The organism is Kitasatospora misakiensis (assembly GCF_042656005.1).
Lineage (GTDB): Bacteria > Actinomycetota > Actinomycetes > Streptomycetales > Streptomycetaceae > Kitasatospora > Kitasatospora misakiensis.
The window spans coordinates 37,769-61,932 of sequence record NZ_JBHSOF010000029.1 but is presented as its reverse complement, the minus strand read 5'-3'; the positions used below and the strand labels follow the sequence as shown (position 1 = coordinate 61,932).

18 protein-coding genes are annotated in these 24,164 nt (G+C 74.7%); 4 read left to right on the top strand and 14 right to left on the bottom strand.

Annotated elements, in window-relative coordinates:
* The first annotated feature begins 278 nt into the window (after positions 1-278).
* Positions 279-1,160: a transcriptional repressor LexA gene (lexA, locus tag ACFP3U_RS21715; protein ID WP_380227250.1), complete on the top strand. Its 882-nt coding sequence runs from the start codon at positions 279-281 to the stop codon at positions 1,158-1,160.
* A 140-nt stretch (positions 1,161-1,300) separates the two neighbouring features.
* Here lexA and ACFP3U_RS21710 read toward each other — a convergent pair whose 3' ends face one another.
* Genes ACFP3U_RS21710 through ACFP3U_RS21690 form a run of 5 tightly spaced genes read right to left on the bottom strand, consistent with a single transcriptional unit; the run spans position 1,301 to position 9,241 of the window.
* A complete protein-coding gene (locus ACFP3U_RS21710) occupies positions 1,301-3,433 on the bottom strand; it encodes an ATP-dependent DNA helicase (protein ID WP_380227249.1) in 2,133 nt (710 codons plus the stop codon).
* Positions 3,434-3,445: 12 nt separating this feature from the next.
* Entirely contained in the window at positions 3,446-5,272 is a 1,827-nt protein-coding gene (locus ACFP3U_RS21705; protein ID WP_380227248.1) for an IucA/IucC family protein, read from the bottom strand.
* The gene (locus tag ACFP3U_RS21700) at positions 5,250-6,698 is read right to left on the bottom strand and encodes a lysine N(6)-hydroxylase/L-ornithine N(5)-oxygenase family protein (RefSeq protein WP_380227247.1); all 1,449 of its coding nucleotides are present in this window, start codon (positions 6,696-6,698) and stop codon (positions 5,250-5,252) included. The genes ACFP3U_RS21705 and ACFP3U_RS21700 overlap by 23 nt, the downstream gene beginning before the upstream one ends.
* A 15-nt stretch (positions 6,699-6,713) precedes the next feature.
* A complete protein-coding gene (locus ACFP3U_RS21695; protein ID WP_380227278.1) occupies positions 6,714-7,511 on the bottom strand; it encodes a GNAT family N-acetyltransferase in 798 nt (265 codons plus the stop codon).
* Positions 7,403-9,241, bottom strand: a complete 1,839-nt coding sequence (locus tag ACFP3U_RS21690; protein WP_380227246.1) for an IucA/IucC family protein — start codon at positions 9,239-9,241, stop codon at positions 7,403-7,405. The genes ACFP3U_RS21695 and ACFP3U_RS21690 overlap by 109 nt, the downstream gene beginning before the upstream one ends.
* A gap of 330 nt (positions 9,242-9,571) precedes the next feature.
* On the opposite strand from ACFP3U_RS21690, the gene ACFP3U_RS21685 reads away from it, so the two are divergent.
* Complete coding sequence (locus tag ACFP3U_RS21685; protein ID WP_380227245.1) at positions 9,572-10,768, top strand: trypsin-like serine peptidase; 1,197 nt, start codon at positions 9,572-9,574, stop codon at positions 10,766-10,768.
* A 98-nt stretch (positions 10,769-10,866) separates the two neighbouring features.
* On the opposite strand, the gene hflX is transcribed toward ACFP3U_RS21685, so the two are convergent.
* The 5 genes from hflX to miaA all read right to left on the bottom strand — a co-directional run bounded on the left by hflX (position 10,867) and on the right by miaA (position 17,911).
* On the bottom strand, positions 10,867-12,375 hold the full coding sequence (gene hflX / locus ACFP3U_RS21680) for a GTPase HflX (protein WP_380227244.1): 1,509 nt from the start codon (positions 12,373-12,375) through the stop codon (positions 10,867-10,869).
* A 210-nt stretch (positions 12,376-12,585) separates the two neighbouring features.
* Positions 12,586-14,925, bottom strand: a complete 2,340-nt coding sequence (locus ACFP3U_RS21675; RefSeq protein WP_380227243.1) for a RelA/SpoT family protein — start codon at positions 14,923-14,925, stop codon at positions 12,586-12,588.
* 218 nt (positions 14,926-15,143) lie between these two features.
* Positions 15,144-16,055 (bottom strand): diaminopimelate epimerase, encoded by a 912-nt coding sequence (dapF, locus tag ACFP3U_RS21670; RefSeq protein ID WP_380227242.1) that lies wholly within the window; start codon positions 16,053-16,055, stop codon positions 15,144-15,146.
* Between the two features lie 111 nt (positions 16,056-16,166).
* Positions 16,167-16,709 carry a hypothetical protein gene (locus ACFP3U_RS21665; protein ID WP_380227240.1) on the bottom strand — a complete coding sequence of 181 codons (543 nt, stop codon included), beginning with the start codon at positions 16,707-16,709 and terminating at the stop codon, positions 16,167-16,169.
* Between the two features lie 257 nt (positions 16,710-16,966).
* A complete protein-coding gene (miaA, locus tag ACFP3U_RS21660; RefSeq protein WP_380227239.1) occupies positions 16,967-17,911 on the bottom strand; it encodes a tRNA (adenosine(37)-N6)-dimethylallyltransferase MiaA in 945 nt (314 codons plus the stop codon).
* A gap of 137 nt (positions 17,912-18,048) precedes the next feature.
* Here miaA and ACFP3U_RS21655 point away from each other — a divergent pair, with 137 nt between their 5' ends.
* A complete protein-coding gene (locus tag ACFP3U_RS21655; RefSeq protein WP_380227238.1) occupies positions 18,049-18,408 on the top strand; it encodes an antitoxin in 360 nt (119 codons plus the stop codon).
* A gap of 20 nt (positions 18,409-18,428) precedes the next feature.
* On the opposite strand, the gene ACFP3U_RS21650 is transcribed toward ACFP3U_RS21655, so the two are convergent.
* Both ACFP3U_RS21650 and miaB read right to left on the bottom strand, forming a co-directional pair.
* Positions 18,429-19,127: a class III extradiol dioxygenase subunit B-like domain-containing protein gene (locus ACFP3U_RS21650; protein WP_380227237.1), complete on the bottom strand. Its 699-nt coding sequence runs from the start codon at positions 19,125-19,127 to the stop codon at positions 18,429-18,431.
* Positions 19,128-19,217: 90 nt separating this feature from the next.
* Complete coding sequence (gene miaB / locus ACFP3U_RS21645) at positions 19,218-20,756, bottom strand: tRNA (N6-isopentenyl adenosine(37)-C2)-methylthiotransferase MiaB (protein WP_380227236.1); 1,539 nt, start codon at positions 20,754-20,756, stop codon at positions 19,218-19,220.
* Between the two features lie 141 nt (positions 20,757-20,897).
* On the opposite strand from miaB, the gene ACFP3U_RS21640 reads away from it, so the two are divergent.
* Positions 20,898-21,905: a TAXI family TRAP transporter solute-binding subunit gene (locus ACFP3U_RS21640; protein WP_380227235.1), complete on the top strand. Its 1,008-nt coding sequence runs from the start codon at positions 20,898-20,900 to the stop codon at positions 21,903-21,905.
* Here ACFP3U_RS21640 and ACFP3U_RS21635 read toward each other — a convergent pair.
* Both ACFP3U_RS21635 and ACFP3U_RS21630 read right to left on the bottom strand, forming a co-directional pair.
* Entirely contained in the window at positions 21,884-23,371 is a 1,488-nt protein-coding gene (locus ACFP3U_RS21635) for a sensor histidine kinase (RefSeq protein WP_380227234.1), read from the bottom strand. The genes ACFP3U_RS21640 and ACFP3U_RS21635 overlap by 22 nt on opposite strands.
* A 6-nt stretch (positions 23,372-23,377) precedes the next feature.
* On the bottom strand, positions 23,378-24,133 hold the full coding sequence (locus tag ACFP3U_RS21630) for a response regulator transcription factor (protein WP_380227233.1): 756 nt from the start codon (positions 24,131-24,133) through the stop codon (positions 23,378-23,380).
* Between the last annotated feature and the right edge of the window lie 31 nt (positions 24,134-24,164).

Below are 24,164 nucleotides of genomic sequence, written 5' to 3'. Positions count from 1 at the left end.
CAACCCGATCTTGAGGCCTCGACCACAAGTACTGGGCCACGGAGAGGACTGTAGCCACTACATGTAGGCCTGGGAGGGATGCGGGGGCCCTGGCGTGTCGACTCGGACTAAACTGCCGGAGTCGAACTCCGATCGAACATTTAATCGATGTACAACAAAGCCTTGATCGAGTCAGCCAACTCCCGAATAATTCACTCGAACGTGTGTTTGGCGCAACCTTTCGATACGAGGTGCGTTGGGCTGGAAAAAGGAGAGGACAGCCGTCGAGAGGGGCAGCCGTGAACGCCGTCGAAAGCAACACCATCCCGGTGCAGGAACACTCCCAGCTCAAGGTGGGGCAGCGCACCACGAATCAGCAGAGTGTGGACGTCACCATGGACCGTAGCGAAGAACATCGTCTCTCCGGCCCGGGCCTTTCCGGAGTCGGGCGCGTTCCGGACCAACCCATCGAACACTCCCCGGCCCTGGACGACGCCCACCCGGCGCCGACCCGGTCCGCGCCCGGCCGACCGCCCGGCATCCGCACCGACGAGGCCGGGCTCACCGAGCGCCAGCGGCGGGTGATCGAGGTCATCCGGGACTCCGTGCAGCGCCGGGGCTACCCGCCGTCCATGCGGGAGATCGGCCAGGCCGTCGGCCTGTCCAGCACCTCCTCGGTGGCCCACCAGCTGATGGCCCTGGAGCGCAAGGGCTTCCTCCGCCGGGACCCGCACCGCCCGCGCGCCTACGAGGTCCGCGGCGTCGAGGTGGCCCGGCCGAACACCGCCGAGACCGCCGGCCGCCCGTCCACCTCGTATGTGCCGCTGGTCGGCCGGATCGCCGCCGGCGGGCCGATCCTGGCCGAGCAGACGGTCGAGGACGTCTTCCCGCTGCCCCGCCAGCTGGTCGGCGAGGGCGAGCTGTTCGCGCTGACCGTGCGCGGCGACTCGATGATCGAGGCGGCCATCTGCGACGGCGACTGGGTCACCGTCCGCCGCCAGCCGGTGGCCGAGAACGGCGACATCGTGGCCGCCATGATCGACGGCGAGGCCACCGTCAAGCGCCTCAAGCGCGAGGACGGCCGGATCTGGCTGATGCCGCACAACCCGGCGTACGAGCCGATCAACGGCGACAACGCGACCATCCTGGGCAAGGTCGTGGCGGTCCTCCGCCGGCTCTGAGCTCCGACCGACCGGCCCCGCGCCCCGGCGCGACCGCCCGCACGCCCGCACTCCGGCACCGACAGGAAGGGGCTCCCCGCACACCGCGCGGAGCCCCTCCGGTCTGTCCGGGGCCGGTCTCAGCCCCGCTTCGGCCCGCTTCAGCCCCGCTTCACCACCGGCCGGACCGGCGCCGCCGCGGCGTCGATCGCCGCCAGCGAGCGGCGCACCTGGTTGCGGTCCGTGGTGTACCAGAACTCCGGCATCGAGGAGCGGAAGAAGCTCCCGTACCGCTTGGTCTCCACCCGCGGGTCGAGCACCGCCACCACGCCCCGGTCCTCCGCCGCGCGCACCAGCCGGCCCGCGCCCTGCGCCATCAGCAGCGCCGCGTGGGTGGCCGCGACCGCCATGAAGCCGTTCCCGCCGCGCTGTTCGACGTCCTTCTGCCGGGCGCTCATCAGCGGGTCGTCCGGCCGCGGGAACGGGATCCGGTCCATCACCACCAGCTGGCAGGCCGAACCGGGCACGTCCACGCCCTGCCAGAGCGACAGCGTGCCGAACAGGCAGGTGGTCGCGTCCGAGGCGAACTCGCGGATCAACTCGCCCAGGGTGTCCTCGCCCTGGAGCAGGATCCGCTGGTCCAGCCGCTCCCGCATCGCCTCGGCGGCCGCCTGGGCGCCGCGCATCGAGGAGAACAGGCCCAGCGTCCGCCCGCCGGCCGCGCCGATCAGGTCGGCCAACTCGTCCAGCATGTCCGGCCGTTCGGGATCACGGCCGGGATCGGTCAGATGCCGGGCGACGTACAGGATGCCCTGCTTGGGGTACTTGAACGGCGAGCCGACGTCGATGCCCCGCCAGGTCGGCACCGGCTCGTCGCCGAGGCCGGCCCCCGCCGCCTCCGGGTTGTCGCCCGGCGTGCGGACGTCCGGCAGCCGGGCGTCCGAGGGCAGGCCCACCGAGGCGGCCACGCCGTTGAAGTCGCCGCCGAGCCTGAGGGTGGCCGAGGTGAGCACCACCGAGCGCTCCTTGTACAGGCCCTCGCGCAGCAGCCCGGAGACACTCAGCGGGGCGACCCGCAGCGAGGCCGTGCCCAGCCCGTAGCGGTCGCTGCGCTCGATCCAGACCACGTCGTACTCGGAGTCCCGGAGCAGCCGGTCGGCGGTCTCGTGCAGGCTCTCGGCGGAGGCCATCGCCTGCTTGCGCACGGCGTCCTCGTCGCTGAGCCCCTTGTCCCTGGTCTCGCCGAGCGAGGTGATCACCTGCCGGGAGGCGTCCCGGATCGCCGTCACCGCGTACCCGAGGTACTCGGGCAGCTCCTCGACCCGGCCGGGCTGGGCGGTCTCCATCAGGCCGTGGTAGTTCTCGGCGGCGGCCTGCAGCGCGTCCACGGCCTTCTCGTTGGCGAGCCGGGCGGCCCGCTTGACCGCGCGGTTCACCGCGCCGACGGTCAGCTCGGCGGTGGCCGCCCCGGTGACCCGGTTGACCAGCTCGTGCGCCTCGTCGATGATCAGCAGCCCGTGCTCGGGCAGCACCGGCGCGCCCTCGATCGCGTCGATCGCGAGCATCGCGTGGTTGGTGACGACGACGTCGGCGAGCTTGGCCCGCTCCCGCGCCTTCTCGGCGAAGCACTCCTGGCCGTACGCGCAGCGGCTGGCGCCCAGGCACTCCTTGGAGGTGACCGAGAGCTGCGCCCAGGCCTTGTCGGAGACGCCCGGGGTCATGTCGTCCCGGTCGCCGGTCTCGGTCTCGTCCGCCCAGTCGCGCAGCCGGAGCACCTCCTGGCCGAGCTTGCCGGCGGGCCCGCCCATCGCCTCGACCGGGTCGAACAGGCCCTCGCCCTCCTCGCTCGGGGTGCCCTCGTTGGCCCGGTGCAGGCACAGGTAGTTGGAGCGGCCCTTGAGCATCGCGAACAGCGGGCGGCGGCGCAGCACCGGGTGCAGCGCCTCCACGGTGCGCGGCAGGTCCCGCTCGACCAGCTGGCGCTGGAGCGCCAGGGTCGCGGTGGCGACCACCACGCGGTCCCCGTGGGCGAGCGCCGGCACCAGGTAGGCGAGGGACTTTCCGGTGCCGGTGCCGGCCTGCACCAGGAGATGCTCGCCGTGGTCGACGGCGTCCGCGACGGCCTCGGCCATCCGGAGCTGGCCGGGGCGCTCGACGCCGCCGACGGACGCAACCGCGGCCTGCAGCAACTCGGGGATACGGGAGCGGGGGACGGCCTCCACCGGGGCGTCCGCGGCGCTCCCGGCCTCGTCGGTGTCCTCGGCGGGGAGCTGGGATTCGGAGTCGTTCGTCATGACCCTCCCACCCTACGGGGCGGGGCTGACAATCCGGTCCCGCTGCGGCGGCAGGTGCGCCGTCCCGCCGGCGGCCAGCGGGTTGGGCACGGTGCCGTGCCGGGCGGCGTGCGGGCGGTGCGGGCGGTCCCCGTAGCCGTCCAGCAGCAGCCGGTTGCGGTTCAGGCAGAGCCGGTCGATCCGCGGCCGGAACAGGTCGAACAGCGCGAACCGGTCGGCGAGTTCCGGGAACCGCCGCTGGTGGCGGAGGATCTCGGCGCGCAGCAGCGCCCAGAACTCCGCCTCGGCCAGACCGGTCCGCGCCTCCAGCAGCGGCGCCAGGTAGCGGAACACGCCGATGAACAGCCCGGAGTGCAGGAACTGGCACAGGCCCTGCGGGTCCTCGCGCAGCAGCACCGCGTCCACCTCGGCGGGCAGCCCGCGCAGCTCCGGCAGGTCCTGGTCGCTGAGGTTGACGTCGTCGACGAAGTCCTTGACCGCCAGCCGGACCGGGACGTCCCGCTCGTCGAAGACCACGATGGCGTTCTCGCCGTGCGGGGAGAAGACCAGCCCGTACCGGTAGAGGAAGTGCAGCAGCGGCGGCAGCATCGCGGCGAACAGCCGGCCGGTCCACTCGGCGGGGGTGAGCCCGGAGCGGGCGATCAGCTCGGCGGCCAGCGGCCGCCCGTCGCGGCCGGTCTGCAGCAGGGCGGCCAGGGTGCGGCCGCGCTCGCCGGGTGCCAGGGCCGGGCCGAGCGGCTCGCGCCAGATCGCGCCGAGCAGTTCCTTGTACTGGTACGGCGCCTCGGGCAGTTCGCGGTAGACCGGGTGGTCGACGGTGACGGAGGCGATCTCGCCGAGCAGCACCACCCGGCACTCCTCGCGCAGGAACGGGTCGGCGTCGCGCAGCCCGTGGATCCAGGCGGTGACGGCGGGCGCGGCCAGCGTGCGCTCGGTGGGCAGGCCGCGCCAGACCAGGGTGTTGAGGATGGCCAGCGGCAGCTTGACGGTGCAGCGCTCGGGGCGGCTCTCGTTGAAGAACGAGCGGATCGACTGCTGGGGCAGCCGCAGGTCGCCGTCGGTGCCGAGCGGGACGATCTCGCCGGAGGCGATCCACGGCGCGAACAGCGGCACCACGGTCTCGTCCCACTGCCAGGGGTGGACCGGCAGCAGCAGGTAGTCCTCGGCGGCGGCGCCGAGCGGGGCGCGGAGCGCGGCCGAGTCGTCCAGCTCCCGGCGGTACAGCCCCTCGGGGTCGGCGAGGCCGGGGACGCCCCGGTACTCGGCGAGCCGGCGGTGCACGGCGATCCAGGGCAGCGGGCGCGGGGTGCGGGCCTCGGGGGCCCAGCGCGCGGCGTCGGCGGCGGAGAAGCCGATCCGGCCCTTGTTGGGGACGATCCACGGGTGGCCGCCCTGCCGGCCCTCCAGCTCGGTGTGGCCGAGGTCGGCGAGTTCGGCGGCGGTGAGGCCGGTGGCCAGCAGGTGGGCGTCGGCGGTCAGGGTGGCGGTGAGCTCGCGCAGCAGGTGGCCGGTGGTGTCGCCGCGCAGTCCGAGGGTGTGCCGGGCGTGGACGAGGAAGCGCAGCGGGTCGAGGCCCTCGGGGTCGTCGCAGGTGACGGAGTCGGGATCGACGAGCCAGCTCTCGTAGGCGCCGCGCCGCGCGGTGAAGCGGTACTCGGCCCCGGGCAGGGCGAGGAGGTGGCCGCCGGGCTCGCCGGTCTCGACGGGGGTGACGAGTTCCTCGTAGGCGAACTCGCCGAGCATCTTGGCCAGCAGTGCGCGGCCGGCCCGCTGCCAGTGGCCGGCGGTGAGCTGCGGCGGCAGGTACAGCGGCGGTTCAGCGGCCGGCGGTTGCGGCACGGGTCGACTCCTGGGGTCGGGGAAGGGCGGGAACGGGGGCGGAGGCGGGAGCGGCCCCGGACGTGGGCGCGGCGGGCGTCGCGGCGGCCGTCGGGGCGGCCGTCGGGGCGGGCGGTGCGAAGCCGGTCCAGGCGGTGCGGGCGGGCAGCCGGTGGACGGTCCGCCCGGTCACCGCGTTGAGGATCACCGCGGCCCGGTGGGCGCCGAGCCCGAGGTCGGGGGTGCCCACCCCGTGGGTGTGCAGCTCGCCGTTCTGCACGTACAGCCCGCCGGTGAGCTCCGGCCGGGTGGCCACCCGGTGGTCGAGGTCGACCCGGTACCGGCCGGCCTGGTCCCAGTCGACCAGGTGGGCGAGCGGTTCCAGGGCGGCCGGCCGGGCCGCCCGGTAGCCGGTGGCGAGCACCACGGCGTCGGTGCGCAGGACGTGCCCGGTGCCGGAGTCGGTGTGCCGGCAGTCGAGTTCGAGCCCGCCGCAGGGGCCGGGCCGGGCGTCCGTGACGGCGGTGCCGGGCGTGATCTCGACCGGCGCGCCGCCGACCGGCCGGCCGACGGTGCGCTCGTACAGGTGGTCGTGGATCTCGGCGAGGGTCTCGGCGGAGGCGGCCTTGTGCAGCTGCCACTGGGCCTCGACCAGGGTGTCGCGGACGTTTTCGGGCAGGCCGTGGAAGTACCGGGTGTAGTCGGGGGTGAAGTGCTCCAGGCCGAGCTTGGAGTACTCCATCGGCGCGAGCGCCCGGGTGCGGGTGAGCCAGCGCAGCCGGACGCCGTCGCCGTCGTGGCGGCGCAGCAGGTCGAGGAAGATCTCGGCGCCGGACTGCCCGCTGCCGACCACGGTGATGTCCCGGGCGCCGGCCAGGCCGTCGCGCCGGTCGAGGTAGTCGGCGGAGTGGAAGACCCGCGGGTGGCCGTCGAGGCCGGTGAAGGCCGCGGGCCGGACGGGCCGGGTGCCGACGCCGAGCACGATGTTGCGCGCCTCGACGGTGCGCTCCCGCCCGGTGGCGCTCTCGCGCAGCTCGGCGCGGTAGCGGTCGCCGGTCCAGTGCAGGGCGGTGACCTCGGTGCCGAAGCGGCAGTTGGCGAGCCGTTCGGCGGCCCAGCGGCAGTAGTGGTCGTACTCGCGCCGGGTGAGCTGGAAGCGCTCGGTGAAGTAGAACGGGAACAGCCGCTCCTCCTCGCGCAGGTGGTTGAGGAAGGACCAGGGGCTGGTCGGGTCGACCAGGGACACCAGGTCGGCGAGGAACGGCACCTGCATCCGCGCGCCCTCGACGAGCATCCCGGGGTGCCAGCGGAACTCCGGGCGCCGGTCGCAGAAGAGGGTGCGCAGTCCGGGGACGGGCTCGGCGAGCGCGGCGAGCGAGAGGTTGAACGGGCCGATGCCGACGCCGAGCAGGTCGTAGGGCCCGGGCGGGGGTGCTGGGGTGTCCATGAGGCGGGTGCAGTCCTAGGCGGGGTGCGGGGTGCGGTCGCGGACCATCAGGGCGGCCCGCTTGTCGGGCAGGTCGAGTTCGGCGGCGAGCCGGAACCCGGCCCGCCGGAAGGCGCGGACGGAGCGCCGGTTGCGCAGGTCGGGTTCGGCGACCACCCGCTCGCAGTGCGGGCGCTCCCGCAGCAGGCGGTCGGCCAGGGCGGCGAGCAGGGTGGCGCCGAGGCCCCGGCCGCGGCTGTCGGCGGGTCCGAGCAGCAGGTGGACGCCGGTGTCGTGGGGCCGGGCCGGGTAGTGCGCGGCGAGCGGGTCGAGGTCGGCGCGGTAGACCTCCCAGTAGCTCATCGGGGTGTCGTCGAGCAGGCCGAGGCAGGGCAGGCTGCGGCCGTCGCCGTCGAGCTGGGTGCGCAGGTGCCGCTCGGTGACGGCGGCCGGGCCGGCGAGTTCCCAGAACGCGGCGACCTCGGGGTCGTTCATCCAGCGGGTGAGCAGGCCGAGGTCGGCGGGGAGCCGGACCGGGCGGAGCCGGAACTCCCCGGCGGCGGTGGCCATGGCACCCCACCCGGCCGGGTCGTCGGACTCGTCCAGGACCACGCGACGGTCCCCGGGCTCGTCCCGGACCACGCGACGGCCCCCGGGCTCGTCCCGGACCACGCGACGGCCCCCTGGCTCGTCCCCCACCACGCCGCCGCCCCCCGTCGGCCCGTTCACGCGCCGGCCACCGGGTTGGGGAGGTCGACGTAGACGGACTGGGTGGCGACCGGGCCGACCAGCTCGTCCAGCCCCTGGATCCGGGTGAGCAGATTGGCCTTGCAGGGCAGGGTCGGGGCGTCGAGCAGCAGGCCGGGCAGCGTGGAGCCGGTGGCACTCGCGGCCGGTCCGGCCAGGAAGCGCCGGAGTGCGGCCAGCAGCACGGCCTCGTCGGCGAGCCGCTGCGAGCCGAGGGCCCCGACCAGGCCGAGCACGTGGTTGATGCCCAGGTAGTAGGCGAAGTGGTGGTCGATCACCGGGTCGTCGAGGAAGGTGTCGCTGCGCGCGCCGAGGCCGGGCAGCCGGGCGGTGAGCCGGTCGGCGGCGCTGTGCCGGTAGTAGTAGCCCTGGTTGTCGCGGTAGCGGCCGCCGTTCGGCCAGCCGTCGGCGTCGAGCAGCACGAGGCTGTTCTGCTGGTGGGCCTCCAGGGCGATGCCGGCCCGGCCGTCCAGCCAGAGGACGGGCAGCACCACGGCGTCCAGGTAGCGCAGGAACCATTCGGCCGCCACGGTGGGCAGCGGCCGGCCGGTGCGGGCGGCGAGCGCGCGCAGCAGGTCGCCGAGCCGGGACGGGACGGTGTCGGGCTCCTCGGCGCCGCCCGCCGGGTGCGGCCGTTCGGCGACCAGCCCGGCCACGCAGTAGGCGCGGTCGCCGGGGGCGAAGGGCTGGGCGCGCAGCACGGTGTCCAGGCCGCCGGGGTCGCCGAGCCCGGGGTGGTCGACGCCGATCCAGGCGGGGTCGCGGACGATGTCGAAGCCGGGGTGGGCGGCCCGCCACTCGGCGCCGAGGCCGCTCTCCAGCAGCCGGTGCATCTCCAGGCCCCGGTGGAGCTCCTTGCGGAGGTTCTCCCGGCGGGAGTTGGTGATCCGCAGGCCGAGCGAGAGCTTGAGCATCCAGGGGGTGCCGGGCCGGTAGACGGTGCGCACCGAGGAGGTCGGGTACCAGGCGGCGCCGGCCGGGCCGAGGTCGCGCAGCCGGCCGTCGGCGAGCAGGGCGGCGACGGCCGGGCGGTGGGCCAGTTCGCGGGCCTGCCAGGGGTGCAGCGGCAGGGCGGCGGTGCCGGGCGGCAGCAGGGCGGGGTCGCCGAGGAGCTGGGCGGTGATCCGGTCGGCGCTCTCGGTGAGGGCGGAGCCCGCGGCGAGCAGCTCGCGGTCTACGGCGTACCAGTGCAGTTGGAAGGAGCCGTGCAGTTCGGGCGAGTAGGCGGCGCTCTGGGCGGGGCCGAGGCCGTCGCGGCTCTTCGGGGTGGGGTGCAGCGGGTGTCCGAGCAGCAGGGACTGCTCGGCGGCGAGGAACTCGGAGCGCTCGGGCCCGCCGGGCACCGGGGCGGTGGCGGCGCGGTGGTGGGTGAGGATGTCGGCGGTGCGGACCACCGAGTCGGCGACCCGGGCGGCGAGGTCGGCGATCTGCCCGGGGTCGGGCCGGGCGGCGGCCGCGGCGGCGAGCAGGGCGGCGGCGGTGACGGCGTCCACCGGGGCGTCGCCGAGGTCCCCCGCCGTGCCGGCCGCGAGGGTGGCCGGGCCGAACCGGTGCCAGCCGGCCGGCGACCAGTGCCGGACGGGGGCGGAGAGCCGGGCGGCACCGCCGAGGACGGCGATCCGCAGCTGCCCGTCCGGGCCGGGCGCGGCGCCGGTCTCCCGGGCCCAGCAGCGCAACAGGGCCTCCAGGGCGGCCTGTTCGGCGGCGACGGCCGGGTCCGGGTGGAGCAGCCGGTCGGTCTGGACCGGGCTCGCGGCGGCGGGGCCGGGGCGGCGGGCGGGGACGGCGGGCGGGGCTCCGGTGAGGGCGGTGCTCAATGCTGCTCCTTGGTGCGCGTGGAGTGCCGACGCGCGTGGGGTGGAGATAACTGGCGGGCGCTCGCACCGTCGCGTCAGGTAAGGGTTAGCTATCCCTGACGGGTGATCACAAGGACAGCTCACTCGTCCGGGTGAAGATCGGTGAATGTTCACCGTCCGGGAGGGAACGCGGGCCCCCTGTGCCAACGATCCGGCCGCCCGCACGTCACAGATCGGTGACCGCCGCGGCCGGCCGCAACCGGGGGCCGCCCGGTGCCGTCCTGGTGGCCAGTGGCAGACTCCAGGACGGCGGTCCGCCGCCCACACCGAACTACCAGGGGGACAGCACCCATGCCAGCGATCCACCGGTCAGCCGCGGCCGCGGTCCTCGCCGCGGGGACCCTGCTCGCCGTCACCGCCTGCGGCCCCGACGGGCCTTCGGGCGGCGGGGGGACCGCCGCCCCGCCGCCCTCGCCGGGCGTCTCCGCCTCCGCCTCCGCCTCGGGGGGCGGCAGCGGCAGCGGCGCGATCGGCGGCATCACCCTGCCCACCGGCCTCCCGACCGGCCTGCTGGATGGCCTGCCGAAGAGCTGGGACGACCTGACGAAGTGGAAGTTCGAGGACTGGGACAACTGGGCGTCCAAGCACGTCTTCAACAACCCGATCGTCAAGGACTTCTGGAACCCGGACAAGATGGGCGACTCCAAGCCGGCCGACCCGGCGCCGCCCACCGCCAAGCCCGCGGACGACGCCGGGGTCACCGACCCCGAGCCGCCCGTGGTCAAGGCCGTGCCGGTGCCGCGTCCGTACACCAAGCAGCCGTCGGGGAAGGTCTTCTTCTCCGCCGAGGGCGGGCGCGGCAACTGCTCGGCCACCGTGGTCCAGGACCCGGCGCACCCGGGCAAGAGCAACCTGGTCTGGACGGCCGGCCACTGCGTCCACCCGGGCAAGGGCGGCAGCTACTTCAAGGACCTCGTGTTCGTCCCCGCCTACAACAACTCGGGCGCGTCCAGCGGCGGCAAGAAGGCGCCGCTGGCCGAGCTGGCGCCGCTCGGCACCTGGTGGGCCAAGGACGTGGTCACCTCGCCGCAGTGGCTGGTCGAGGGCGGCGAGACGGGTGACGCCGCGAACCAGTACGACTTCGCGATCATGCGGGTGAGCAACCAGAACGACACCGGCAAGTCGCTGGAGGAGACGGTCGGCGGAGCCGTCCCGGTCTGGTTCGACGCCCCGCGCGACAAGCTCTCCGTCACGGCCGTCGGCTATCCGCTGTACAAGCCGTTCGACGGCCAGGAGCTGTACAAGTGCGAGGGTGGGAAGCCGACCCGGCTCTCCTTCGACCCGAAGCGCCCCTCGATGCTCACCGTCGGGTGCAACATGACCCAGGGCTCCAGCGGCGGCGGCTGGTTCGCGCCGATGCCGGACGGCAAGCTCGCGCTGGTCTCCAACACCTCGATCGGCACCCAGGACCACACCTCGCTGAGCGGGCCGTACCTGCAGACGGTCGCCAAGCAGGCGCTGGACTGGATCGCCAACAAGAAGAAGTAGCCGACGGGAACAACCAGGGCGTGTGAACGGCCCCGGCCCCCTCTCCTCGCGGGAGGGGACCGGGGCCGTTCGCGTGCGGTGCGGCCGGGCCGGGCGGCTCAGCCGCGGGGCGTCAGCGCCACCGCGAAGTACTCCAGCTCGGCGGCCAGCTCGGCCGGCACCTTGGCGTGCAGCAGGGTGCCCTCACCGGTGTGCTCGGTGCCGAGCAGCTCGCCCTCGGCGTGCACCCGGGACACCAGCGCGCCCTGGGTGTACGGGACGAGCGCGTGCACCTCGACGGCCGGACGCGGCAGCTCGTCGTCGATGAGCTTGAGCAGCTCCTCGATGCCCGCGCCGGTGCGGGCCGACACCACGATGGCGTGCGGCTCGCGGCGCAGCAGGCGCTGCAGCACGTGCGGGTCGGCCGCGTCGGCCTTGTTGATCACCACGATCTCCGGCACGTTCTGCGCGTCGACCGAGACGACGACCTCGCGGACGGCGGCCAGCTGCGTCTCCGGCTCGGGGTGCGAACCGTCGACCACGTGCAGGATGAGGTCCGCGTCGGCGACCTCCTCCATGGTGGAGCGGAACGCCTCGACCAGGTGGTGCGGCAGGTGCCGGACGAAGCCGACGGTGTCGGCCAGGGTGTAGACCCGGCCGCTCGGGGTCTGCGCCCGGCGCACGGTCGGGTCGAGGGTGGCGAACAGCGAGTTCTCCACCAGCACGCCCGCGCCGGTGAGCCGGTTGAGCAGGGAGGACTTGCCGGCGTTGGTGTAGCCGGCGATGGCCACGGACGGCACCTGGTGGCGCTTGCGCTCCTGGCGCTTGGTGTCGCGGCCCTTCTTCATGTCGGCGATCTCCTTGCGGAGCTTCGCCATCTTCTCGCGGATCCGGCGCCGGTCGGTCTCGATCTTGGTCTCACCGGGACCACGGGTGGCCATGCCGCCGCCGGACGAGCCGGAGCCGCCACCACCCATCTGCCGGGAGAGCGACTGACCCCAGCCGCGCAGGCGCGGCAGCATGTACTGCATCTGCGCCAGCGAGACCTGCGCCTTGCCCTCGCGGGACTTGGCGTGCTGGGCGAAGATGTCCAGGATCAGGGCCGTCCGGTCGACGACCTTGACCTTGACCACGTCCTCCAGCTGGATCAGCTGGCCCGGGGTGAGCTCACCGTCGCAGACCACGGTGTCGGCGCCGGTGGCGGCGACGATGTCGCGCAGCTCCTTCGCCTTGCCGGAGCCGATGTAGGTGGCCGCGTCGGGCTTGTCACGGCGCTGGATGACGCCGTCCAGCACCTCGGAACCGGCCGTCTCGGCCAGCGCGGCGAGCTCGGCCATCGAGTTCTCCGCCTCCTCCAGCGTGCCGTCGGTCCAGACACCGACGAGCACCACGCGCTCCAGGCGGAGCTGGCGGTACTCGACCTCGGTGACGTCCTCGAGCTCGGTGGAGAGGCCGGCGACGCGGCGCAGCGCGGCGCGCTCGCTGCGGTCGTACTGGTCGCCGTCGTAGTGGTGGTCGAGGTCCTCGTCGATGGCCGCGAGGTCCTCGTCCATGAGGGCTTCCGCCCGCAGTCCGTCCAGGCGGCGCGGGGCGTCGGCGTGGTCGCGGGTGTCGAACGTGGAGGTCATTCTGTCCTTAGGCTGCTGGAACGGGTGGCCTGTGCGCGACCGTACGGACGGTCGTGCCGGGAGTCTGCCCAGCTGCCGCCCCGTCTACCGCTCGGGCGAGGTGTGAGCTACCCCTCGGGGCCGCGGGTCGGGCAGAGACTCCTCTGCCCCCTGAACGCCGCGGTCCGGCCGTGAATTCCCCATGATGTTCGCACGCCGGGCGCGTGCGGGTCATCCCCATTTCCCTCCGGCGGCGCCGGGTCGTCCGCGGGCGGGTCGGCCGGGGCCGACCGGGGCGGGCTGGGCGGCCGGAGCCCGGCCCGGGCCGCCGCCCGCCGGGGCGTGCGGGCGCTCCACGTCGTATACCCCGGAGACCCGCAGCATGGCCCGCTGCACGGCGGCCAGCACGGCCGGGTCCGGCAGCTCGACGGTGTAGGTGTGCCGGACCCGCAGCTCCTGGGGCGGCTCGACCTCCGCCGAGACGATGCCGACGCCCTCCGCCGAGATCGCCGCGGTGAGGTCGGCGAGCAGCCGGGGCCGGTTGAGCGCCTCGGCCCGCAGGGTGGCCCGGAAGCCGGTCGGCGGGGCTCCCCCGGGCCGCCAGCTGACCTCCAGCGCGCCGCGTCCGTCGGCCCGCATCCGCTCCCCCGCCGGGCAGCCGGACCGGTGCACGGCGACCGCGCCGGCGCGGATCGGGTAGCCGACGATCTCGTCCGGCGGCACCGGGGTGCAGCAGCGAGCCAGCCGGACGGGCGCGCCGGGGCGGTCGGCCGCGGTGACCGGGGCGGCGGGCCGTCCGGCGGCGACCGGGTGGGCGGGCGGCGCGGGCTGGCCGGCCGAGGGGCCGGTGCGGACGACCGGGCGGCGCGCCGGGTGGTCGGCCAGCCAGCGCTCGATGGCGAGCCGGGCGGCCGGGGTGCGGGCGTGCGCGAGCCACTCGGGGGCCGGGCCGGACGGCTCGGCCCGGCGCCGACCACCCGGCGCCGCCCCTTCGACGCCGCCGGGCCCGTCGGAACCGCCGGGCCCGTCCGAGCCGTCGGTGAGGATGGCCACCCGGTCGCCGTCCTGGAGCACGGTGGAGAGCGCCGCCAGCCGGCCGTTCACCCGCGCCCCGATACATCGGTGCCCGGTCTCCTCGCCCAGCAGGTAGGCGGCGTCCACGCAGGTCGCGCCGGCCCGGAGCTGAAGCGTTTCACCGAGCTCGGTGACCACGGTGATCTCGCGGTCCCCGGCGAGGTCGGCGGTGAGCGCGGACCAGAAGGCGTCCGGGTCCGGGGTCTCCTGCTGCCACTCCAGCAGGCGGGAGAGCCAGCCGGGCCGGGCCGGGTCGGTGCGGTCCAGCTCGTCCGCGGCCTGCTCGCCGCCGCGCGCCCCGGGCTGGCGGGGGTCGCCGAGCGCCACCACCCCGGTCTCGGCGACGGCGTGCATCCGCCGGGTGCGTACCAGCACCTCGACCACCTCGCCGCCGGCCAGCGCCACCGCGGTGTGCAGCGACTGGTAGAGGTTGAACTTGGGCGCGGCCACGAAGTCCTTGAACTCGCCCGGCAGCGGCGTCCAGCAGGTGTGCAGCTCGCCGAGCACGGCGTAGCAGTCGGCGTTCTCCTCGACCACCACCAGCAGCCGCCCGAAGTCGGCCGGCTGCGGCTCCTGCGGCCGGCCGTCCCGCCCGGGGGCGGCGTCCCGCTTGAGCAGCACCCGGTGCAGCGAGACGCAGTGCCGGGGGCGGACGGTGACCTCCGCGGCGATCCCGGCCTCGGCGAGCTGGCGGCCCAGGGCCCCGGCGAACGGCGCCAGCAGGGTGTCCGGCCCGTCCTCGTGCCGGGCCAGCAGGGCGCGGCTGCGGGCGTGCTCCTCCGGGTGCAGGGTGGCGAAGACGATGTCCTCCAGCTCCGCCTTGAGCACCTGGATGCCGAGCCGCTCGGCCAGCGGGATCAGCACGTCCCGGGTGACCTTGGCGATCCGCACCTGGCTGGCCGGCTTCATGTGCCGGATGGTGCGCATGTTGTGCAGCCGGTCGGCGAGCTTGATGACCATCACCCGGACGTCGTCCCCGGTGGCGACGAGCATCTTGCGGAAGGTCTCCGCCTCGGCCGCCGCGCCGAAGTCGACCTTCTCCAGTTTGGTCACCCCGTCGACCAGGTAGGCGACTTCGGGACCGAACCCCTCGGCCACCTGACTCAGCGTCAGGTCGGTGTCCTCCACCGTGTCGTGGAGCAGCGAGGCGACCAAGGTGGTGGTGCCGGCGCCGAGTTGGGCCAGGATCATGGTGACGGCCAGCGGGTGGGTGATGTAGGGCTCGCCGCTCTTCCGCTTCTGGCCGCGGTGGCTCTCCTCGGCCAGCCGGTAGGCCCGGCCGAGCAGGCCGAGGTCGGCCTGCGGATGGTGCCGACGGTGGGCCTGGACCAGCGGTTCGAGGGCGTCCGGCACCGGCGGACGGCCGGTGGCCAGCAGCGCGGCCCGGCCGGCGCGGCCGAGCGCGACCCGGCCCAGTCCGCCGAGCGGGCGTCTGGGCCCGGCCTGCCGTGCGGACGTCGGCTGCCCCGCCAGGGGCTGACCGGCTTCGATGGTCATCGGCACCTCCGGCAGCAGTACCGGGGGCGTGGGCCGACCCGGTGGTCCATGCTACCGAGCAGAGCACGTTCCGCGACGCCCCGCTTCCCGTCCGTCATCGCTGTCACTCGAACGGGGGGATTCGATCCCGTACGAATTGGGCAAACGCGATCGGCGACGGCCGGTCAGCACCGCACCGCGGCCCGGTACCTCACGACGGCCCAGGACAGTCCGGGCGGTCACACGCCGCGGATCAGCTCCGACCAGGCCGGGTCCAGCTCGCCGCGGGCCACGATGACGGCGGGTCCGGTCTTCTCCACCCGGCCGTCCGGGTGCTCAGTGATCGTCAGCCGGCCGCCCAGCACGTCGACCGTGTACGTCACGGCCTCGCCGGTGACCGCCGGGTCCACGCCGTCCCGCCGGGCGGCGGCCACGGCGACCGCGCAGGCGCCGGTGCCGCAGGAGCGGGTCTCGCCCGAACCGCGCTCGTGCACCCGCATCGCGACGTGCCGCGGCCCCCGGTCCACCACGAACTCCACGTTGACGCCCTCCGGGTAGGCGCCCTCGGGGCTGGTCGCCGGCGCGGTCCGCAACTCGCCGGCGTGGTCCAGGCTCTCGACGAAGGCGACCGCGTGCGGATTGCCCATGTTGACGTTCAGCGCGGGCCAGCTGCGCCCGCCGACCGTGACCTCGATGCCGTCCGGGCCGGGCAGCGCGGCGCGCCCCATGTCCACGGTGATCTCGCCGGGCGTGCCGTCCTCGGCGTCCGCCGCGACCAGCACGGTCCGCAGTCCGGCCCGGGTGGCCACCGGCAGCGCGCCCGGCCCGACCAGTCCGGCCTCGACCAGGTACCGGGCGAAGACCCGGACGCCGTTGCCGCACATCTCACCGATCGAGCCGTCGGAGTTGCGGTAGTCCATGAACCACTCGGCGCGGTCGGCCTGGTCGGCCGCCGCCGGGTCGGCGGCGGAGCGCACCACGCGCAGCAGCCCGTCCCCGCCGATGCCCGCGCGGCGGTCGCACAGCGCGGCGACGGCCTCGGGGCCGATCGTCAGCCGGCCGTCCGGGTCGGGGACGATGACGAAGTCGTTCTGGGTGCCGTGCCCCTTGAGAAAGGGGAGGCCGACGGGCTGCGCGGAGGATGCGGTCACCCTCCCGATGGTACCGACGCGCCCCGGACCCCCGTCCTCCGGTTCCGCCCCGTGGACGGACCACAGACGGGCCGGGAGCGGGCAGGCAGCGGGTCGAGGGAGCGGCCGGCGCTACCGTCCGGAGAGTCGGACGACCCGCCAGAGGGCCAGCGCGCAGGCGGCCAGCACGATCAGGGTGTAGATCACGATCGTCTTCCACCCGGCCCGCTCACCGGTACCGCGGCGCGGCAGGCCGGGCCACTCGTAGCCGGCGTGCCGGGCGGCCATCGCGCCCCAGCCGAGCGAGGCGGCGGTCAGCAGCAGACCGAGCATCCCGATCATCGCCGAGCCGGTCCCGGCCGAACCGAAGGCCAGCGGGAAGGCGAACATCAGCGACCCGGCGGTGGCCAGCAGCGCGATCGGCAGGGTCTGCCACCAGCGGAGCCGGCGGCGCGGCCGGATCTCCCGCTCGTGCACCGCGCCGGCGGGGGCGCGGGTGTCGAGCACCGGCAGCGCGACCGCGTAGGAGGTGGGCGAGTCCAGGCCGGGCAGCACCGGCAGGTCGGGCAGCGTCGAGGCGTCGAGGTCGGCGGCCTGCGCCGTGGCGCCGCCGCTGCCGGGCCCGCCGTTCAGGGGCCGTCTGGCGCTCCGGCCGGGGCCGGTACCCGTGGACACGCGGCCTCCCCTGACAGTTCGACACGAGTGCGGACTCGCGGCCTGGCACGGTCGGCCCACCCGGGCCGACCCTTATGACCTCGATGATGGCATGTTCAGGGCCGCGTTCCGGGCCTGACCGGGGTCGGCGGGTGATCCGTGGCCATCACGTGATCCGGCCGTGACCGCCGAGCTGTTCTGCACGGCCGTCTGCGCGCGCAACTGCACCGCCGGATGGCCGGAAACCGCCTGGCGGGCGCCGGATTACGGACGCCGGACTACTGACGCCCGATCAGCTCCAGCGACCGGTCGAGCAGCTCCACCGGGTCGGTCCCGGCGGGCCGGGCGAGCCAGTGGATCCGGTCGTCCCGGCGGAACCAGGACTCCTGCCGGCGGGCGAACCGCTTGGTGGCCCGCACGGTCTCGGCCCGCGCCTCGTCCTCGGTGCAGGTACCGGCGAAGTGGTCGAGCACCTGCTGGTAGCCGAGCGCCCGGGAGGCCGTCCGCCCCTCGCGCAGCCCGAGCTTCTCCAGCTCCCGCACCTCGTCCAGCAGCCCGTCCCGCCACATCCGGTCCACCCGCAGGGTGATCCGCTCGTCCAGTTCGGGACGCGGCACCGCGACCCCGATCTGCACCGCGTCGTACACGGCGGTGTTGCTCGGCAGGTTGGCGGTGAACGGCTGCCCGGTGATCTCGATGACCTCCAGCGCGCGGACGATCCGCCGGCCGTTGCTGGTGAGGATCGCCTCGGCGGCGGGCGGGTCCAGCTCGGCCAGCCGCCCGTGCAGCACGAACGGGCCGACCCGCTCCAGTTCCTCCTCCAGCCGGGCGCGGACCGCCGGGTCGGTGCCCGGGAACTCCATCTCGTCGATCGCCGCCCGGACGTACAGGCCGGAACCGCCGACCAGGACGGGGGTGCGGCCGGCCGCGAGCAGCCGGTCGATCTCGGCCCGGGCCAGCCGCTGGTACTCGGCGACGCTGGCGGCCTCGGTGACGTCCCAGATGTCCAGCAGGTGGTGCGGGATCCCGCCGCGCTCCGCGGCGGTGAGCTTGGCGGTGCCGATGTCCATGCCGCGGTAGAGCTGCATCGAGTCGGTGTTGATCACTTCGCCGCCGAGGGCGCGGGCCAGGGCCACGGCGAGGTCGGACTTGCCGGCGGCGGTCGCGCCGACGACCGAGACGACGCGGGGGCGGCTGGGCTGGACGGTAGTGGGGCTGCTCACCGGTCAAGTCTGCCAAACAACGCCGGCCCGCCGGCGGGGCACCCGGTTGCACCCGTTTTCGGCCACCGCCTCCCCTTGCGAACGGTTCGGGAGTGGCGGACGTTGTGAGAGAGACAGAAGAGGAAGGGTGAGGCGCCATGGGTCTGATGGACAACCTCAAGGTCAAGGCCGAGGAGCTCAAGGGGAAGGCCAGCGAGTTCGCCGGCAAGCACAGCGACCAGATCGGGAGCGCGGTGGAGAAGGCCGGCGGCGCGATCGACAAGGCCACCAAGGGCAAGTACAGCGAGAAGATCGAACACGGCACCAGCAAGGCCAGGACCGCGGTGGACGACTTCGCCCACAAGCCCGAGGAAGCCCCCGGCGCCCCCGGCACCACGCCGGAGAGCCCGGCGGGCGGCAGCACCCCCGGCACGCCTCCAGGCGCCACCCCCGGCACGCCTCCCGGCAGCACCCCCGGAGGCCCGACCGGCGGCACCACCCCCGGACCGACCGGCTGACCGGCTGACCGGCCCGGGGCTCAGCTCCAGGAGGCGACCAGGTACCCGACCCCGTACGGCGCGTCCTGGTACCCCAGCCGCGCGGTGAGGCCGGCGCCCTCGGCGGCGCCGGCCAGCACCTGCCAGGGCGCCCGGCCCTCGGCCTTCAGCTCGGCGGCCAGGCCCGGGTCGAGCGCGGCCAGCGCCGCCGTGTCCGCCGCGCCCAGCGCCCGCGCGAGGGCGGCGTCGTAGCCCTCCGCGCGCTCGTCCAGGTAGCCCGGCGCCTTCAGCGAGCGGCAGGCACTGCCGTCGCCCATCACCAGCAGCCCGACCCGCTCGGCCAGCCCGGCCAGGCCCTGGCCCAGCCCGAGCATCCGGTCGGCGGGCGCGTCGGCGGGCACCGCGCAGGCGTGCGTCGGCAGCGTCACTCCGGCCCGGCCGAGCAGCCAGGCGCCGACGGTCAGCGAGGGCGCCAGCTCCGGCCCCTCGGCCCGGCCACCCGGCAGCGCGGCCACCAGCGGCACGCCGTACCGGTGGAAGGAGCCGGCCCCGCCCTCGGTCCACACCTCGGCCTCCGGCCCGGTGCCGACCACTACGATCAGCTCCGGCCCGGCCGCGAGCACCGCCCCGACCGCCTCGTCGCAGGCCGCGCGCAGCGGCTCCAGCTCGGCCGCCGCCCCGGCGGCGACCTCCGGGACGAGCAACGGCGGACAGGGGCACACGGCGGCGGCAACCAGCATGTGGATCACTCTAGGGCGTGTCCGACCGAGAACGCAGAACGGCCCGGTGGGACCGTGCGGTCCCACCGGGCCGTTCCGGACGCGGTCGGGTCAGTCCCCGCAGCAGGCGCCGCCGGCCGGGGCGGCCAGGGGCAGCGCCTGCGGGGCGCCGATCGACGGCAGGCCCAGCATCACGCCGGCCAGCTTGGCGGCGGGCACGGCCCGGCGCTTCTCCCAGGCGTCACCGGCCGGGGTGCGCCGCACCGCGAGCGCCGGCCCCTCGGCCAGCAGGTGGTGCGGGGCGGCGTAGGTGATCTCCACGGTGACCATGTCGCCCGGGCGGACCGGCTCGGCGGGCCGGCTGCTGTGCTGGCCGTTCACCCCTCGCATGCTCGGGTTGAAATGCACCAGCCGGTTGTCCGGTGCGCGGCCGGAGAGCCGGTCGGTCCGGTCGTCCTTCTTGCCCTCGCCCTCGGCGACCAGGACCTCCAGGGTGCGGCCGACCTGCTTCTTGTTCTCCTCCCAGGAGATCTCCTCCTGGAGGGCGATCAGCCGGTCGTAGCGGGCCTGGACGACCGCCTTCGGGATCTGGTCGTCCATCTCGGCGGCCGGGGTGCCCGGGCGCTTGGAGTACTGGAAGGTGAAGGCGTTGGTGAAGCGGGCCTCGCGGACGACCTTCATGGTCTCCTCGAAGTCCTCCTCGGTCTCGCCGGGGAAGCCCACGATGATGTCGGTGGAGATCGCCGCGTCCGGCATCGCCTCCCGCACCTTGCGGATGATGCCGAGGAAGCGGTCCTGGCGGTAGGAGCGGCGCATCGCCTTGAGGACGCGGTCCGAGCCGGACTGCAGCGGCATGTGCAGCTGGTGCATCACGTTCGGGGTCTCGGCCATCGCGGCGATCACGTCGTCGGTGAAGTCGCGCGGGTGCGGCGAGGTGAAGCGGATCCGCTCCAGGCCCTCGACCTGGCCGGCGGCGCGCAGCAGCTTGGAGAAGGCCTCGCGGTCGCCCAGGTCGGAGCCGTAGGCGTTGACGTTCTGGCCGAGCAGGGTGACCTCGATGACGCCCTCGCCGACCAGCGCCTCGATCTCGGCGAGGACGTCGCCGGGGCGGCGGTCCTCCTCCTTGCCGCGCAGCGCGGGGACGATGCAGAAGGTGCAGGTGTTGTTGCAGCCGACCGAGATCGCGACCCACGCGGCGTAGGCGGACTCCCGGCGGGTGGGCAGCGTGGAGGGGAAGGTCTCCAGCGACTCCAGGATCTCGACCTGGGCCTTGCGCTCGACCGCGGCCCGCTCCAGCAGGGCCGGCAGGTGGCCGATGTTGTGGGTGCCGAACACCACGTCGACCCAGGGGGCCTTGGCGACGATGGTGTCGCGGTCCTTCTGCGCCAGGCAGCCGCCGACCGCGATCTGCATGCCCTTGTGACGGCTCTTGACCGGGGCCAGCTGCCCGAGGTTGCCGTACAGCTTGTTGTCGGCGTTCTCCCGCACCGCGCAGGTGTTGAACACCACCAGGTCGGGGTCGCCCTGCTGGCCCGCCTTGACGTACCCGGCGTCCTCCAGCAGCCCGGAGAGACGCTCCGAGTCGTGGACGTTCATCTGGCAGCCGTACGTGACGACCTTGTAGCTCTTCGATCCGCTGTCACCGCTCACCCGACCAGGGTACGGGCACCGGTGAAGCAACTCTTTCCCGGCGGCCGCCCGGGCGCCCACCACCGGGCCCGGGCGCCCCGCGGGGCCCGCGCTCCCCCGCTCCCCCTCCCGTTCTCCGCACGCGCCTGGCACTATCCCTCCATGGCCTCCAGCACTTCTTCGCGTCTGCGCGCCGCCGCCCGGCGGCCGCTGTGGCGGATCGTGCTGGCCCTGGTGATGCTGCTGACCGGCCTGGGCGGCTGGTGGCTGTCGGAGACCGGCTCGACCGGCTACCCGCGCGGCGAGACCCGGCTGGCCACCGGCGTCCAGCGCGGGGTGTACGACCGGTACGGGCAGCTGCTGGACGCCCATCTGGCCAAGTCCATGCCCGGGGTGCGCCTGGAGCTGGACAACTCCGAGGGCTCGCTCGACAACCTCGCCCGGGTCACCTCCGGCCGGGACGACTTCGCGATCGCCACCGCCGACGCGGTGGCCCAGTACACCGGCCCCGGCCGGGAGAAGCTGCGGGCCATCGCCCGGCTCTACGACGACTACCTGCAGCTCATCGTGCCGGCCGGCTCCCCGGTGCACCGCGCCGCCGACCTCAAGGGCCTGCGGGTCGGCGTCGGCCAGTCGCTGTCCGGGGTGAACCTGGTGACCCGGCGGCTGCTGGCCGCGGCCGGGCTGGACCCGGACCACGACATCAAGCCCGCCCCGCTGGGCATCGGCGACGCCGCCGACGGGCTGCGGCGCGGCGAGCTGGACGCCTTCTTCTGGTCGGGCGGGCTGCCCACCAGCGCGCTCACCGACCTGTCCGAGCACGTCCGGATCCGGCTCGTGCCGCTGGGCGACCTCGCCGAGGCGGTCCACATGGTCGAGGGCGGCGGGACGGACGCCTACCGGGCCGCCACCATGCCGAAGGGCACCTACCCCAACGCCGAGCCCCAGGACGCGGTCGCCACCGTCGCCGTCCCCAACCTGCTGATCACCCGCGCCGACGTGAACGACAACCTGGTCCAGGGGATGACCCGGGCGGTGATCGACAGCCGCGACCAGATCGGCGCCCAGGTGCACGCCGCCCAGCTGGTCGACCTGCGCACCGCCGTCTACACCGACCCCCTCCCGCTCCACGAGGGCGCCGCCCGCTACTACCGCTCGGTCAAGCCCTGATCCGCCCGGCCCTGCCCTGACGCCCGCGGTCCGTCCTTCCGGGTGGCGCGCGGCACGGCGAGGGTGACGGCGAGGCCGGAGGGGACCGCGGTGTCGAAGGTGAGGGAGCCGCCGGCCGCCTGGAGGAGGGTGCGGGCGATCGACAGGCCGAGGCCCGAACCATCCACGTTCTGGTGGCGGGTGCTGCGCCAGAAGCGGTCGCCGGCCCGGGAGAGCTCCTCCTCGGTGAGGCCGGGACCCTGGTCCGAGACGATCACCGCGACCTCCTCGCGCCGCACCGCGACCATCACCCGCACCCGGCTGCCCGCCGGTCCGAACTTCAGCGCGTTGTCGACCACCGCGTCCAGCGCGCTGCCGAAGCCGATCGGGTCGGCCAGGCCGAGCGCCAGCGCCGGACCCTCCCAGGCCAGCTCGATGCCGCGCTGGGCGGCCAGCGGCCGCCAGGCGTCCACCCGGGCCAGGGTGAGCGTGGCCAGGTCGGTGGGCTCCGGTTCGGGGCGGGCGTGCTCGGCGGTGGCCAGACCGAGCAGGTCGTCCAGTACCCGGGCCAGCCGGGTGCCCTCCTCGCGGACCCCGCCGAGCTCCTCCTCGTGCCCCTCCGGCAGCTCCAGGCCCAGCAGCTCGACCCGCAGCAGCAGCGCCGCCAGCGGGTTGCGCAGCTGGTGCGAGGCGTCCGCGACGAAGGCCTTCTGCTGGTCCAGGGCGAGCACCACGTGGTCGGCCATCTCGTTGAACGAGCGGGCGAGCCGCTGCAGCTCGGGCGGCCCGCCGGCGGGCGCCACCCGGGCGTTCATCCGGCCGGTGGCGATGTCGTGGGTGGCCCGGTCCAGGGTGCGGACCGGGCGCAGCACCCACTCGGTCAGCCGGGCCGCGAGCAGCACCGCGACGATCATCGCGGCGGCCTCGCCGGCCCCGATCACCAGCCACTTGCGCACCACCCGGGTGCGCAGGGCGCCGGTCGGGGACTCGCTGAGCACCACCGCGACCACGTCGCCGTCACGGACCACCGGGGTGGCGACGGTGAGCGTCCGGTCCGGGGTCCACGGCCAGACCTGCGGCGGGTTGTGGCTGCGCCGGCCGTCGAGCGCCTCCTGGAAGGCCTGGTCGCCCCAGCCGCTGGAGGGCACCCGCCAGTCGGCCGGGGCCACCGCTATCGGCATGCCGTCGCGCTGGAAGATGCCGATCCGCACCCCGTACAGCTCGTGGTAGCGCACCACCTCGGCGTCCAGGGCGTGCCGGCGGCTGAGGTCGCCGGGGGCCGGCTGCGGGTCGCCCTTGAGCGCGGACTCCAGTCCGGAGACCCCGGAGGTGGGCAGGTCCTGGGCGAACCGGGCGGCGTCGTCGAGGCGGTCGACCACCACCCGGCTCTGCTCGGCGGCGGCGAACGCGGCGGCGAGCGGCAGGCCGAGCGCGGCGAGCACACAGAGCGTCAGCGCGATCAGGATGCCCAGCAGGCGGGTGCGCACGTGCGGTCAGCGCTCCGCGCGGGCCTGGGCCGAGCTGTCGGCGGCGGCGGTCGGGCACTCCGGGATCAGCCGGTAGCCCACCCCGCGGACGGCCTCGACCAGGCCGGGCAGGGCGAGCTTGGTGCGCAGCGAGCCGATGTGCACCTCCAGGGTGCGGCCGTTGCCCTCCCAGCCGCTGCGCCAGACCTCGCTGAAGATCTGCTCGCGGCGGTAGACCACGCCGGGGCTCTGGGCGAGCAGCGCCAGCAGGTCGAACTCCTTGCGGGTGAGCGGCACGTCCCGGCCGTCGACGCTGACCCGGCGGCGCTCGCGGTCGATCACGATGCCGCGGGACTCCAGCGGGCCGCCCTGCCGCGGGAGGGTGTCCGGGGTGGGCGCGGCGACGGCGGCGGGCGCGGCGCCGCGGCGGGCGACGGCGTGGATCCGGGCGAGCAGCTCGCCCATGTCGTACGGCTTGGTGATGTAGTCGTCGGCGCCGAGGTTGAGGCCGTGGATCCGGGAGCGTATGTCGGCGCGCGCGGTCACCATGATCACCGGTACGCCGCTGCCGGCCCGGATCCGGCTGCAGACCTCGAAGCCGTCCCGGTCGGGCAGCCCGAGGTCGAGCAGAACCACCCGGTAGGGCTCGTTCCCGTCCGGGACCAGGGCGTCCAGCGCCTCGTGGCCGCTGCGGGCGTGCCGGACCTGGAAACCGTGCCGGCCCAGGACCGCGACCAGCGCGGCGGCCACCCGTTCGTCGTCCTCGACGAGCAGCAGTCGCATGAATTCTCCTCCTCTCCCGGACGGCTTCCCG